This is a genomic window from Methylosinus sp. sav-2 (assembly GCF_004366495.1).
GTDB lineage: Bacteria > Pseudomonadota > Alphaproteobacteria > Rhizobiales > Beijerinckiaceae > Methylosinus.
On record NZ_SOEJ01000001.1, the window covers coordinates 35,138 to 49,982 of the forward strand.

The following is a 14,845-nucleotide window of genomic DNA, read 5'->3' on the forward strand; positions in this document are numbered from 1 at the left end:
GCGTGATGCGGCAGTAGAGGGCGCGCTGCTGCGCGTGACGGGGCTTTCGAAATCCTATCTCGGACCGCAGGGTCCTCTGCCCGTGCTGCGCGGCGTCGATCTTACGCTCGGCGCCGGCGAGAGCCTCGCGCTGATGGGCGAGTCGGGCAGCGGCAAGAGCACGCTGCTGCATCTCGTCGCCGGTCTCGACCATGCCGATGGCGGCGCCATTCACATCGACGATGCGGAAGTGACGAAGCTCGACGACGAAGGCCGCGCGGCGCTGCGCCGCAAGACACTCGGCGTCGTGTTTCAGCAGTTCAATCTCGTGCCGAGCCTCACCGTCGGCGATAATCTCTCTCTGCAGGCGCGGCTCGCCGGGCGTTACGATCGCGATTGGCGCGACGCGCTCGCGGAGCGTCTCGGCCTCTCCGCTCTGCTCGATCGCTATCCCGAGCAATTGTCGGGCGGGCAACAGCAGCGCGTCGCCGTCGGCCGCGCGCTGGCGCCGCGCCCGCGCCTCTTGCTCGCCGACGAGCCGACCGGCAATCTGGATGAAGCCACAGGCGACGCCGTGCTCAATCTTCTGCTCGAGCTCTCCGCCACGGCGGGCGCGGCGGTGCTGATGGTCACGCATAGCGCGCGGCTCGCTGCGCGGCTCGACCGTCGCGCCACTCTGGCCGGCGGAAGGCTGGCGCCGTGAAGCAATTCTTCTATACGCTCACCACGCTCACCAGCCATTGGCGGCGACGTCCCGGCCAATTCGCCGCGCTCTTCGTCGGCCTCGCCGTGGCGACGGCGCTGTGGAGCGGCGTCGCGGCGCTGAACGATCAAGCGCGCCGCAGCTATGATCGCGCGGCCGGCGCGCTCGGCCTCGGCGGCTCGCCGAGCCTCGTTGCGGCGAGCGGCGGATTTTTCGCGCAGGACGCTTTCATCGCTCTGCGGCGCGCGGGCTGGAAGGTCTCGCCGATTCTCGAGGGGACGATCCGCCTCGGCGACAAATCCTATCGCCTGCTGGGCGTGGAGCCGCTGACGCTGCCCAAAATCTCCAGCAATAAAATGCCGGAGGGCGACGATCTGAATGATTTCCTCGGCCCGCCCGGCCGCGCGCTGATCGCGCCGCAGACATTGCGCGCGCTCGGCCTCACGGAAGGCGCGACGCCGACGATCAGTGAAGCGGATCGCCTGCCGCCGCTCGCCATCGCCAGAGATCTCGCGCCGGGGATGGTCGTCGTCGACATCGGCGCCGCGCAGAGGCTGCTGCATCGGCCGGGGCGCCTGTCGCGCCTGCTGCTCGCCGAGGAACCTACTGCGGACGCGCCCACGCTCGAATCCGTCATCGGCGAAACGCTGCGCCGCGTGGAGGCAGATGAGGCGCCGGAGCTCGCCAAGCTCACCGAGAGCTTTCATCTCAACCTCACCGCCTTCGGCCTTTTGGCCTATGTGGTGGGCCTGTTCATCGCACATGCGTCTTTCGGCCTCGCCTTCGAGCAGCGCCTGCCGATCATCCGCACGCTGCGCGCCATCGGCGCCTCCTTGCGTGCGCTCTCATTGGCGCTGGTCGCGGAGCTGACGCTGCTCGCCCTGCTCGCCGGCGCTGCGGGAATGGCCGGCGGCTATCTCATCGCCGCCGCGCTGCTGCCCAACATGGCCGCCAGCCTCGAGGGACTCTATGGCGCCGAGCTCGACGGCGCGCTCGGCCTCGCGCCTTCCTGGTGGCTATCCGGCATCGGCATGGCGCTGATCGGCGCCGCGATCGCCGCGGCGAGCGGGCTGGTCAAGACTCTGCGCCTGCCCGTGCTCGCCATCGCGCAGCCTTTCGCCTGGCGCGAGGCGCAGCGACATTGGCTCTACCGCCAGGCCGCGCTCGCAGTACTCGCGCTCATGGGCGCGGCGGCGGCGCTGCTCTTCGGCGAGGGGATGGAGGCGGGCTTCGCCTCCATGGCCGGGCTGTTGCTCGGCGCCGCGCTCGCATTGCCGCTGCCGCTCGCCGCAATGCTGCGGCTCGGCGAAAGACGCGCGCGGGGACCGCTCGCCAAATGGTTCTTCGCCGATGCGCTGCAGCAGCTTCCCGGCCTCTCGCTGGCGCTGATGGCGCTGCTGCTCGCCCTCTCCACCAATATAGGCGTCGGCTCCATGGTGGAGGGCTTTCGCCGGACATTCACGCAATGGCTCGACGAGCGCCTCGTCGCGGAAATCTATTTCGAGGCCGCGAGCGATAAAGACGCGCAGCGTATAACGGCATGGCTCTCCCATCGCGAGGACGTCGCCGCCGTTCTGCCGCTGTGCAAGGCGAAAACGGCCATCCGCTCCACGCCCGGAAGTTCTTGGCCCGTCGAGATCGTCGGCGCGCCGCCGCATGAGACCTTCAGCGCGCATTTTCCACTGCTCGAAGCGCACGCCGACGCGTGGAACAGCATCGCACGCGGCGATTCCGCGCTCATCAGCGAGCAGCACGCGCGGCGTCTTCGCCTCGCGCTCGGCTCGACCTTGGAGATACCGACGCCAACCGGCGATTGGCGCGTCGAGATCGTCGGAATCTATCCCGATTACGGCGCCGCCAAAGGCCAGCTCCGCGTCGATCACGACGCGCTCTCGTCGCGCTGGCCGGACGCGCGCCGGCTCGACTATATGCTACGCGCGCGCTCGGAGACTGCGCCGGAGATCATGCTCGCGCTGCAAGCGGAATTTGGCGCGGGCGTCGCGCGCATCATCGATCAGGCGGCGCTGAAGCAGCGCTCGACCGACATATTCGAGCGCACATTCGCCGTCACCGCTGCGCTCGACGCGCTGACGCTCGTCGTCTCGGCGATCGCACTTTTCGCCAGCCTCACCACGCTCGCCGCCGCGCGCGTCCCGCAGCTCGCGCCGCTGTGGGCGGCGGGCGTCTCGCGGCGCAGCCTCGCTCTGCTGGAACTCGCGCGCGTAACGCTTTTCGCGGGGGCGACGGCGCTCGTCTCCGTGCCGCTCGGCCTCGCTCTCGCTTATGATCTCGTCGCCATCGTCAATGTGCGCGCCTTCGGCTGGCGCCTGCCCTTTCACATTTTTCCGTCGCAATGGCTCGAGGTATTCGCGCTGGCGCTGCTCACCGCCGCGCTGGCCGCGCTCTTGCCCATTCGCCGTCTCGCGCGCATCGCGCCGGCGTCGCTGCTCGCGGTCTTCGCCAATGAACGCTGAAACGCCGCGCGCCCTTCTCCTCGCTCTGGCGCTTCTTTCCACTGCGCCGGCGCGCGCCGCCGGCTTCGCCGGCCTCGGCGACGAGGCGCAAGGCTTCGCCGAGCCGCAGCCGGGCCATACGCTCGTCTTTCCGCGCGATCATGGCGCGCATCCAGAGTTTCGCATCGAATGGTGGTATCTCACCGCCAATCTGACGGATGAGACAGGCAAAGCCTATGGCGCGCAATGGACCTTGTTCCGCCACGCGCGCGCGCCGCATGGCGGCGAAGGCTGGGACAGCCCGCAAGCTTTCGTCGCGCATGCCGCCGTCACGACCGATGCGCTGCATCTCTTCGCCGAGACGCGCGCACGCGGCGGCGTCGGACAGGCGGGCGTCACAGCGGCGCCATTCCGCGCCTTTATCGACAATTGGTCCTTTTCCGCGACGGAGCCCAATCTCTCCGGCGGAACCATCTCCGCAATCGCGCCGCGCTTTCGCTACACGCTCGCGCTCACCGCCGAAGAGCCGCTCGCTCTGCATGGCGAAGCAGGCTTCAGCCGTAAATCGGAGAGCGGACAGGCTTCATATTATTACAGCCAGCCCTTCTTCAGCGTCGAAGGCGCGCTCGCCATAGACGGCGCCGAGCGCAAGGTGAAGGGCCGCGCCTGGATGGATCACGAATGGAGCAGCCGGCCGCTCTCAGCGGATCAGAAAGGCTGGGACTGGTTCTCGCTGCATCTCGACAGCGGCGGCGAGCTGATGCTCTTCCGTCTGCGCAGCGACAAGACGCTTCCCTTTCTCTCGGGAAGCTTCATCACAGCCGATGGCGCGACGCGCATGCTCACGCGCGACGATATTTTCCTCGAGCCGCTGGAGCAGGGCCTCGTCGCCGGTCGCCTGCTGCCCCTGCGCTGGCGCGTGCGCGTGGCGAGCCTGCATCTCGACATAGAGACGAAGCCCCTCAATTCGCAGAGCTTCATGGGCGTCGGCATCGGCTATTTCGAAGGGCCGATCTCCTTCGCCGGCGCGCAGAGCGGCGTCGGCTATCTCGAGATGACGGGATACTGACGGTTCGGTCTCGCTTCGCCGCCGAAGCTTGATCCGAATGTCATCGGCGCTATCCATACTGGGATGCTTTCTTCTGACGCAAGGCTTGCGCTGGACCCGTTCCGGCGACGCTCCGCCGAGGGGATTTCCCACCATGTATCTGTCGCCGACCTTTTTCCTCGATCTCGGCCTGCGCACCATCGCGCGCAATCCTTTCTTCAGCCGCGACCGTCCCATCCTCGTCGAAGGCGAGAGCGATTTTCGCTTGCTGGAAGGACAGGAAGGGCTCGTCGTCACGCTCGGGCCGAACACGGCCTTCTTCGATCGTCCCAATCGCTCCGTCTGCCGCTGGCCGGGCGTCAAGACGATCCCGCGCCAGAGCCCGCACGAGATTCCGCCGCGCTCCTTCATCGCCAATGAGGGCAGCGCATTTTTACAAATCTTTTGCGGCGGCGGCGACGTGCGGCTCAACCGCGTCACCACGCTCGCCGATCAGCGGCAGATTCTCCTGTCCGCCGGCGACGGCAATGTCGTCGAGAAGATCGATCTCTCCGAGCTGGCGCGCGACGGCGCGCCGCCGCTGAAGTTTCTGCAGCCCGCCTATCTCTGCTCCTCGGCCGAGGTGGCGATACACTCGACGCCATGCGACGCCGCCACGATGAGCTGGGCGCGCGCGCCCTATGTCTATCGCGCGGAGGAGACGGAGAATGCGGGACGGCAGGCGATTCTCTGCCTCTCCGGCCGCACTATGGTATGGTGCGAGCGACTCGCGCCCGGCGACAGCCGCGATTTCGCGCTCGGCAATGTCATCGCCGCCACGGAGAACATCGACTCCAAGCTGCGCCCGACGAGCCTGCGCCACCCCGACGATGCGGAGGCGAATGACGAGGAAACGCCGATCGCCGTCGCACCAAAGCCCGTGCGCACGCGCTTGCGTGAGTTCGCCGAGGCGACAGGCATTTTATTCGAATCGATGCGCGCGCGCGAAGGCTTCCTCGTGTGCGAATTGACCAATCGCTCCGACCGGCCCGCCTATGTCTATGTGCAGCTCAACAAGACCGGCTTCTATGGCGGCTCCGGCTTCGTCGGCTTGATGGTGAAGCTCGTCTCCGCCTTCTTCCGAATGTCGCATCTGCCGCTGCGCGCGTGACGCCTTACCCGCGATCACGCGCCAATGGCAGGCCATTCTCCACGAGCACGCTGCGCAGATCGAGGATCGCCGGAAATATCTCCTGATTGCGATCCTCTCCCTGCGCGTCGAAGGCCGCCTGCTCCAATTCGCAGATCCAGCGATCTTCCGCGAAAATGCCATTGGTGAACCAGACGATCGCGGGCCAGAAGAGATCGAGCAGGAAGGAATGTTTCGCCGGCCGCTTGATCATGATCATGCCGAATGTGTGATTGATCTTCTGCGCGCGATCGACAGGAATATAGCAGTTCCACAGATCGAGCGCCGGCTCGCTCGCGCCTGCGGTCCAGAATTTCAGCGTCTGATAGGGATAGTCGGTGCGGATCACCATACGATCGCCCGGCGGCGTCGCCAGCGCCTCGGCCGAAAGCGGCGCGCGCTTCAAGCGCCATTTGCCGCGATTGAGAATGAAATTCTCGCCGAAGGGCTGCCGACCGCTCACGCGGCGAAAGCTGTAGGTCGCTTCCGCCCAGGCGTCGCCTCTGCGGCTGCCGAGAAAATAGGTCTTGATCCCGCCCATCAGCCGGCGATGCAGAAACTGATGATTCATATCCATCAGATTCTCGTGCATGAAGCTGTAGTGGCAGCCGGCGCGGCGATTGAGATAGCGGATCTTGTAACGGCTGTCGGTCGCCGAGGGCACAGCGGGGAAAGGCGTCAGCTCCGCGCGCGCCGCATCGCCCGGAAAGACGAAGACGAGCCCATAGGCCTCCCGACACGGATAGCTGCGCACGCCGGTTGCGGCGCGGCTGCAATCGGTCGCATAGGGCAGCGACACGCAGGCGCCGCTCGCGTCATAGGCCCAGCCATGATAGCCGCAGCGTATCGTCTCCTCCTCGACCACGCCGGCGCTGAGCGGCACTTGCCGATGCGCGCAACGATCCTCGAGCGCGAACACGCCCTGACGCCCGCGCGCCAGCACGATCGGATCGCCGGCGAAAGAGCAGCGATGCGTCTTGCCTTTGCGCACCTCCTCGCTGCGCGCGACGGGATACCAGAAATTCGGATCGAGAGCGGTCTTGCGTATATCGCGGGACAACGCCGTATCGGCATCGGTCGCCATCATCACCGCCGCGTCGTCAGCCATGCCAGATTCCATCGACCCGAGATCTCACGCAGCACGCCTCATAATAAAAAAGCCGGCCCGGGTAAACCTCTCGCGCCCATATCGAAAAAGCGAGACGCCTCGCTCATTCGATCGTCACTTCCACGGTGCGGGAGGCGCCGGGCCGCAACGGCAGGCGCGCTTGAATGCGATGCGTTCCCGGCTGCATGGGCCAATAGACAGGCTGGTCGGCGTCGGCGAGCCGGAACGGCCGGCCGTCCACCACCCAGAGTACCTGCTCCACAGAGCCGGGCGCCGATGCGCGCAGAGCGAGACGATTCAGCTCTGCCGGCAGCTCTGGATTGCGCCAGACATGCGTTTTATGCTCGGGCGTCGTGATCGCGAGCTCGACATTCTCGTCGCCGCGCGGCGCCGGCCGCGCGGCGATTTCCATTGCGCTGCGCGTCGGCGGCGCCTTCTCTGGCCTCACCCATTCGACCAGCGTCTCGCCGCAGCGTCCGTCGCTGCGTCCACCGGCGAGACACATTTCCACAGGAACGCGTCCCTGCGGCGCAGGAAACGACTCCGCCTCTATCTCCCCCGCCTTCGCGCCATGAATGAGCGTCAACGCCGCATGCGCGAGCCGCGCGCTGGATGCGGCGCCGCTCAGCCGATTCATCGCGCCGGCGTCGCCGCGCCCGATCCATACGCCGACGATGGCCTTTCGCGAGTAGGCGATGGTCCAGGCGTCGCGATAGGCCTGCGAGGTGCCGGTCTTCACCGCCACGGCGAAAGGATATTCGAGCGGCCCATAGCGCGGAAAGCTCGGCAGGCGCGCGAGCGGATCGGCCAGCATGGAGGTGACGAGCCGCGCCGTGTCGCTCGACATCACGCGAATGGAGCGGCGCCGCTGCTGCTCTTTCGCAAAGAGAAGATCGGAGAGCACGCCATCCTCGGCGAGCGCGCCATAGGCGCGCATCAGATGCTCGAGCCGCGTCGGCAGCGCGCCGATCGCCATGGAGAGGCCGAAGGATTCCGCCGGGGCCTCGAGATCATGCAGGCCGAGATCGTGCAGAAATTGAAAATTGGCCTCGAGCCCGACGCGGCGCATGAGATTGGTCGCCGGCACATTGCGCGAATTGGCGAGCGCCTGGCGCGGCAGCATCGGCCCGAGAAACGCGCCATCGGCGTTGTTGACGCCGGATGCGCCCTCTGGAACATCGGCGACGAGATCCGTGGGCTCGAGCGCGCCGCGCTCGAATGCGAGCGCATAGACGAAAGGCTTCAGCGTCGAGCCCGGCGAGCGCAGCGCGCGCGTGAAATCGATCGCGCCATCGCGCCAGTCGCGATAATCGGATGAGCCTATGTCCGCGAGCACAGCGCCCGCGCCGCGCTCCACGACCATGAGCGCGACTTGCCGCGCGCCGGCGGAGCGCCAGAGCGCGAGATAGCGCCGCGAAAGATGCGCGAGCTTGTCCTGCAATGAGAGATCGATGGTCGCGCCGATGCGCGGATCATGCGGCGAGGCCGGCGCGATGAGGCCTTCCCGCGCCAGCGCCTCATAGCGTAGCGAGAGATGCAGCGCATCCGGCCGCCGCGCCGCGCCGATGGGATGCAGCGTCGCGAGCTGCTTTGTCGCGAGCGCGATCTGCGCGGGCTCGACGAGCGTCTCGCGCGACAGATAGGCGAGCGCGCGAGCGGCGCGCGCCCTCGCGAGGACGAGCCCGCTCTCGCGAAAGAGATTCATGCGGCCGGGCGATTGCGGAACAGCGGCCAGCAGAGCGATCTCCGCGAGCGAGAGATCCTCGACCGGCTTGTCGAAATAAAAGCGCGCGGCATGCGCGATTCCATGGCTGCCATTGCCATAGGGCGCGAGCCGCAGATAATGCGCGAGAACCGCCTCGTGACCATGGCGCGCGACGAGCGCGACCGCCGTCGCCGCCTCCGTGATCTTGGCCGAAAAGCTGCGCGGCGCGGGATTTTGCATGCGCGCGACCTGCATGGCGATGGTGGAGGCGCCCTCGCGGCGCTTGCGTCCGACAAGATTGCGCCACGCCGCGCGCAGCAGAGCCCGCGCATCGACGCCTCCATGCGAGGCGAAGCGGCGGTCCTCGAGCGCGAGAGTCGCGAGCGCGACCCGCTGCGGAATGTCACGCAATGGCCAATAGCCATAGTCGATCCGCGCAGCGTCACGCGCGCCGATCTGCGTGAGAAAGCCGCCGTTGCGGTCATAGACCATGGGCGTCGGCCGCGGCGCGACGAGCTGCGCGCGCCCGATGGCCGTGCGAACGAAGAAAGCGGAAGGAACGAGTAGCGCAACAATGAAGAAGAAAAATAAGAACAGAGCGGGCGACCTCCTTCTCCCGAAAAGCGGGAGAAAGAATTCGCGAACCTTCTTCACTTCGCGATTTCCACGCGCTTGCCGGCGCTCTGCGCTTGCAGGCCTTTCTTATACATCGTCTCGACGACGCCCGGCGGCTCGGTGAAGGCGCCCGCCGTCTGCGCCTTGGCGCGGAAGGCGAAGCGATATGTTCCCTTCGGCAATTGGTCATAAGCGTAGAACACGCGATCGTCGCCGAAGGAGACGCTGGTCGGCGCGAGCGTCGGCGCGCTCGACGGCTGCGCCTCGGCCGGCGCCGTCGCGAGATGGGGATTCAAAGGCTCGAAGCCCGCCGGCAGCGGCAGCGAGATCGCGACATGGGTGCGATCCTGCGGATTGACGAGCTCCGCCGTCTCCTCGATCACGTCGCCGATGGCGAGCTTCACGACGCCATTCTCCGCCGCGATTTTTTCCAAAGGCGCATCCGCCTTGCCGACGCGCAGAATGTCGCGCGTCAGCGCGAAGCCTTCGCTCACCGGCAGAGCCTTCGCGCCGCTCTCTTTCGGCTCGTATCGCGTCTCGACCAGCGCCATGATCGGCGCCGGTCCGCGATTGACGATCGTCAGCGCCGCAGGAGCCGTGCTCGTCTCGCGCAGGACAGGATTATTGGCGTCCAGCGTCAGCATGCGCGGCGGCGCGCCCTCCTGCGAGAGCGCGATCTGCAGGGGCGTTTGCGGACGACGCCAAATCTCGGCGAGCGCATCGATCGCGGCGGCGGTGGCGTTGGTCGAGCCCCAGCCGTCGCCCTCGCCCAATCGCAGCAGCGCGTCGCGCAACAGCCCCGCGCGCGGATCGGAAGGCGAAGCGATCGTGACGGCCCGCAGCATCTCCGCGAGCGAGCGCGTCTCGGAGGGCAAAATCACCGGATTGCCGCCGTCCGCCGCCTGGCCCGCATAATATTGCGCGCCGTTGCGAGAGAGAATCTTCACGCGGCTCCACAGAGAATCGAGCAAGGAGTCGACGTTGCGCCGATCGCCCGATTGCGTGCGCGCGGCGGCGCGCGTCAGCTCCGCAACGCTGGCGTTGGCCATGAAATCGGCGTGCCGCGACAGCTCGGCGACATAGGATTCGTCGAGCTTGCCGCCCTCCGCGAGCGCGATCAGCGCCTCGACGCGCTCGCGCAATTCCTCGCCGGAGAGCAGACGCGGATAATCCGAGCGAAGCGACAGCTTCAGCACATTGGCGAGACGATCGGCGAGCGGCTTGTCGATCGGCTCGCCCGCGCGCTCTGCGCTGACGAGGAAGGAATAGGCCCAGGCGGTGAGCGACACATTTCCGCGCGCGCGCGGCCAGAAGGCGACGAGCCCATCGGCGTCGACCGCTTGATCGATCGCGCGGATCGTGTTGCGCACATCGCTGGAAAGACGGCTCTCGAGCCCCGCAGCCGAGAGAATCGGCGTGAAATTCTTGAGCGCCAGCGCCGAGCGCGCGAGCGAGAGGCGCTGCTCCGTGCAGCCATAAGGATATTCGACGAGCGCGTTCAATCCCGCGACGAGCCGCACCAGAGCGGGATCGCCGGCGATCGTCACGTCACGGCGGAAGGAGCCGGGCCGCGCGGCGTCGGTCGCGGCCGCGAGTGTCTTGCTCTCGCCGGGCGCGATCTCGACGATCTCATAGCGCCGCACCGGCAGACGATCCGGCCTGATCGGCAAGTCGATCTCCACCGCATCGCGCGCATGGTCGGCGTCGCGCTCCACACGAAAATTCAGCTTCACGCTCTCCTTGCCGGGCGCTGGCTCCGGCACGCTGGCGGCGACATCGATGCGCGCAGGCTTGTTCGCGATCCAGCTGAAAGCCTGCGACGCATTGCTCGCCAGCATCAGCCCCTCCGCGGCGACGGAGGCTCTGCCGCCGCCGCCAGGCCCCTCGACGATGCGCGCGAGGACGGAAACATCGAACGCATCGCCCGGCCGCAGGAAACGCGGCAACACGGGCTGGGCGACGAGCTCCTGACGAATGAGCATCTCGCCCGTCGCATAGCCGAAACGATCGGCGCCGCTCACCGCCTTGGCGCGCAGCTTGAACACGGTGAGCGAGTCGGGCAGCTTCACCTTGATCTTTGCGACGCCGTCGGCGCCGACTTTCACGCTCGGCAGATAGATCGGCACGGGCGTGAAATTCTTGCGCACGCTGACATTGGTTTCCGCGCCCCATTCGTCGAGGCCGGCGTCGCCGCCAGGAATCTCCTCCAGCGGAATCTTGCCGAAGGCGAGATTGCGCGTGTCGCGCGCGGCGAGCCTCGTCTCGCGCTCGACGATGAAATCCGGCAGCGGATCGAGCGGCCGCTCCTTGGCGAGCGACAGCACCGCCTGATCGACCATCCAGAATGTCGCTTCTCCGGCGAGCGGCTTGCCGAGATCATCGGAAAGACGCAAGCTGACCTCCACCTCCTGCCCCGGCCGCGCCTTCGTCGGATAATCGAGCTTTGCGGTCACGATATTCTTGACCGGCGTCACCTCGATCCATTTGGTGGCGGCGATCGTCACCGGCTTGCCCTGGTCGATATTGGAGGCCGCCGCCGGCGCGCTGTCCTTCAAGCGTCCGCGCATGATGAGGAAATGCACGGCGAGCTTCGGCGTTTGCTCCTTGCGCAGCGTGAGCGTGTAACGCCCAAAGCCATTGGCGATGTCGATGAGCTGATAATCAAACACGCCATTGGGCTGCTCGACGATGGCGAGCGCCTTGGCGCTCTGGAACGGCGATTGGACGATGAGCGTCGCCGTCTCGCCCGGCGCATAGGATTGCTTGTCGGTCGTGATCGTCGCAGTGGAGGCCGGCGGACGCTGGAAGGTCACAGGCGTATTGCCGCCGACGAAGAAATCGACGCTCACCTGCTGACGACGGCCGATGCGATCATAGGCCTCGAGCTGCACGACATAAACGCCGGCCTCACGCGCCTCCAGCTCTATTTTCTGCGCCTCTTTCGCGCTCGTCAGTCTGCGCTCGAGGAGCGTCTCCTCCATCACCTGCGTCACATATTTCGCCGCGCCCTGCGCGAAATCGGAGGCCTGCAGCGTCGACACCCAATTGCGCTTGATGAAGCGCATGGTGACGGGAAGTCCTTCCACCGCCTCGCCCTTGCCATCGAGCGCGAGAAACTCCGGCGTCACCGCGCCGGGCCGCTCGACATAGCGCGGCAGCTTCACGCCGAGCGCGAAAGGCGGAACGGCGATGACATTCTGCACATTGCGCACCTCCATTCCATCGTCGCCGGTGACGGTCGCCTCTATCGAATAGCGTCGCGGCTGCGCGGTCGGCTCTATCGTGGTGTCGAAGGTCATACGCGAGGCGCCGCCGGTGTCGGTGCGCGCGTCGCGCTCCAGCACCGGCGAAGATTTGAACTTGCCCTCGCCCGAAAAGCGCGCGTCGCTCGAGAACAAAAAGCCCTCGCGTCCCGGCGGCTGAAACACATGCGGAAATTGCACGGCGCGCCATTTCACCGGCCGTTCCGCGACCAGCCCGCCGGCGAAATAACGCGCGATGAGATCGACATTGAACTCGCCGTCGAGCGGAACGATCTGCGGCGCATTCAGCACCACCTCGAATGTGGGCAGCCGATAGGCCTCTTTCTTGAACGGAAACTGTCCGCAAGAAATCGTCTGCGGAGCGTCGCCCTCGGCCTCTGCGGTCTCGCTCGGCTCGGCCTCATCGCCTTTCGTGTCGCTCTTCTTCGGCTTTGCGCCATCGGGCTCGAAGCGCAGCGCGTAATCGCCGGTCGCCGGCGTCTGCGCGTCGAATTTGTGATAGAAGCTCCCGGCGGCGTCGAGCTTCACCGGAATGCGCCATTCCTGATTGCCGGGGCCGGAGACGACCAGCGTTCCGCCGGCTTTCGCAATGGCCAGAGCGCCATCACGAAAGGCGCGCACGAAGCCCTTTATATGCACCGGCTCCTCGGGCCGATAGATCGGCCGCTCAGCGAAGACATGGCAGAGCGTGCGCGATTCGTCCTTGCGCGGCTCCTGCGGATTCGCGGTCCAGGCGAGCCAGGCGCCGTCCGGCTTCGTCCAATTCTCGCGGGCATATTCGGAGGGGCCGTCATTAGCGTCCAATACGAGCGTGTCGAGGCCCTTGGTCACGACGATGCGGCGCACATCGGCTTCCGCGCGCTTGCCGGGATCGAAAGCGAAGAAGCCGGAATTGTCAGTGGTCCCGCGCGCGAGCGTAACGAATTTCTCGCCCTTCACGCCTTCGAGCCGCACTTCCGCGCCGGAGACGGGCTGCGCGGTGGCGAGCGAGGTGACGACGAAGCGCACACGCGCGCGCTCCTCTATCGCGCTCAGCGACAGATCGGTCACTTGCGCGCGCAGCCAATGGCGTTTCTTCTCATCCACGGCGCGCAGGCCGATGAGATAGGTTCCCGGCTGTCCAGCGCCGGCGATCTTGGCGAATTCGCTCGAGAGATCGAGGCCGAATTTGGCGTCGGCGCCATTGCGGCGGATCGGCAGATCGAGCAACGCGGAAACGGCGGGCGAGCCCAGCGCCTTTATGCGCGCGGCGATCGCATCGGCCTCCGGCGCATCGGTCTCGCCCCAATGCGCGGGCTCATTGCCGGGCAGCGGCGGCGCGGCGCTGTCCTCCGTCTCGATGCCGCTCTTGGGGAAAGGCCAGAAGTCGCGCGCGAACGGATCGATCGCATGAATGCGAATATCGGCGCGATCATAGCCGCGTCCGCGCAGCGGCAGCAATTGCGGGCCGAAACGTTCGACGAGCCCTTGCGCGGCGTCCCATGCGAGCGCCGGCCGGTCGCGATCGAAAGCAAAGCGCAGCGCGAAGCGCGAGGCGAGCGCGCGCTTTCTGACGTCGCGTAGAGCGCCTGGCGCCAGCGTCAGCTCATAGACGCGATCGGAGAGAAACTTGCCATAGACATTGAGGCGCTTGCGATCGATCTCGACGGAGAGATCGTCGACCGGCGGCGAGATGCGCAGCGCCTCGCGCGCGCGCAGAATGTCGATCTCGTCCGGCTGCTCGGTGAAGCTCAATGTCAGCCGGCGCCGATTGGCGGGCTGATAATTGGAGACGGGCGCGGATTCTTCCTCGCCCTCCGATGAAGCCGACGCCGGCGCGACGGCGTAGCCGAAAGCGCAGCGCAACACGCCGTCCTGCTTGTCGTCGCTCCAGCCGCGGCCGCAGCTCGCCTCGCTGACGGCGAAAGGCGCGGCGGAGCGTGCGCGCAATTCGAAAATCTCATCGTCGAGACCCGGCTCGTCGGCGAGCTTCAATCGCAGGATCGCGACGCGTCCGTCGTGAATCGACTCGCGCAAGCGAATGGCGACGCTCTGCGCGGCGTTGCGATCGGCGCGCTCGAGCGGGCGAATGTCATAGTCCTTCGGCGTCAGCAATTGTCCGCCGAGCGGAGAAATTCCCGGCGCAGGACGCAATTCGATCGTCAGCAGGCGCGCCAGCGCAGCGATATCGACGGGCTCGGGAAAAGTGAGCGTTATCTGCTCGAGATCGGCGATCGGATCGGCGCTCTCGGTCGGATTGGTGGAAGAGGGCGTCGGCAGCAGCGCGACGAGCCGCGTCGCGGCGGCGCCCGCCTCTATATCGACGCGCTGCAGCGGCTTCCACGGCTCGGCGGGACGAAATTGCAGCGCGCGCGCGCCGATCCAGCGCCATTCGCCGGCGGGCTCGCCGGAGAGCTTCGCGAATTTCTCATGCACGTCTTCCGGCCCGCCGGCCTTGGGGCCGATGTCGCGATCGAAGAAGATGGTGATGGGATCGAAGCTGCGCAGAAATTTGTCCGGCACGATGCGCGCGCCATCGGCGCGGCGCAATTGATCGAAGGACGCCGTCTCGGCGCGCAGCGGCGCGGAGCCGGAGAGACCAGCGAGAAAAAGCAATGCGAGCGGCGCGCGCAACAGCGCGCCTCTGCAAAGGAGGCCCGTCATCGCGAGGAGCGAAGCCACCAAGCGATCCAGTGGCCGCCCTGCGACGCTGGATCGCTTCGCTCCGCTCGCGATGACGGCGGTGAGACTCGAGAACAGAAAAAGAATGCGTTTCATCGCCGAGCCTCGAATGGGACTGAGGGCGTTTGTCGAATGAGGAAAG

At 66.6% G+C, this 14,845-nt stretch carries 7 protein-coding genes; 4 read left to right on the forward strand and 3 right to left on the reverse strand.

What is annotated here, in order from left to right; genetic code table 11:
* Positions 1-25 precede the first annotated feature (25 nt).
* The 4 genes from EDE12_RS00170 to EDE12_RS00185 all read left to right on the forward strand — a co-directional run bounded on the left by EDE12_RS00170 (position 26) and on the right by EDE12_RS00185 (position 5,333).
* The gene (locus EDE12_RS00170) at positions 26-682 is read left to right on the forward strand and encodes an ABC transporter ATP-binding protein (protein WP_026600073.1); all 657 of its coding nucleotides are present in this window, start codon (positions 26-28) and stop codon (positions 680-682) included.
* Positions 679-3,156, forward strand: coding sequence for an ABC transporter permease (locus EDE12_RS00175; protein WP_026600072.1), 2,478 nt, complete (start codon positions 679-681; stop codon positions 3,154-3,156). Before EDE12_RS00170 ends, EDE12_RS00175 begins: the two co-directional genes overlap by 4 nt.
* On the forward strand, positions 3,146-4,204 hold the full coding sequence (locus EDE12_RS00180; RefSeq protein ID WP_026600071.1) for a lipocalin-like domain-containing protein: 1,059 nt from the start codon (positions 3,146-3,148) through the stop codon (positions 4,202-4,204). Before EDE12_RS00175 ends, EDE12_RS00180 begins: the two co-directional genes overlap by 11 nt.
* Positions 4,205-4,337: 133 nt before the next feature.
* The gene (locus EDE12_RS00185) at positions 4,338-5,333 is read left to right on the forward strand and encodes a hypothetical protein (RefSeq protein ID WP_024878583.1); all 996 of its coding nucleotides are present in this window, start codon (positions 4,338-4,340) and stop codon (positions 5,331-5,333) included.
* A gap of 4 nt (positions 5,334-5,337) precedes the next feature.
* Here the strand turns inward: EDE12_RS00185 and EDE12_RS00190 are convergent, their stop codons facing one another.
* The 3 genes from EDE12_RS00190 to EDE12_RS00200 form a co-directional block, all read right to left on the reverse strand.
* A complete protein-coding gene (locus tag EDE12_RS00190) occupies positions 5,338-6,459 on the reverse strand; it encodes an aromatic ring-hydroxylating dioxygenase subunit alpha (RefSeq protein ID WP_051592631.1) in 1,122 nt (373 codons plus the stop codon).
* Between the two features lie 103 nt (positions 6,460-6,562).
* Positions 6,563-8,656 carry a transglycosylase domain-containing protein gene (locus tag EDE12_RS00195; protein WP_026600069.1) on the reverse strand — a complete coding sequence of 698 codons (2,094 nt, stop codon included), beginning with the start codon at positions 8,654-8,656 and terminating at the stop codon, positions 6,563-6,565.
* 158 nt (positions 8,657-8,814) lie between these two features.
* A complete protein-coding gene (locus EDE12_RS00200; protein WP_084768610.1) occupies positions 8,815-14,799 on the reverse strand; it encodes an MG2 domain-containing protein in 5,985 nt (1,994 codons plus the stop codon).
* Positions 14,800-14,845: the final 46 nt, after the last annotated feature.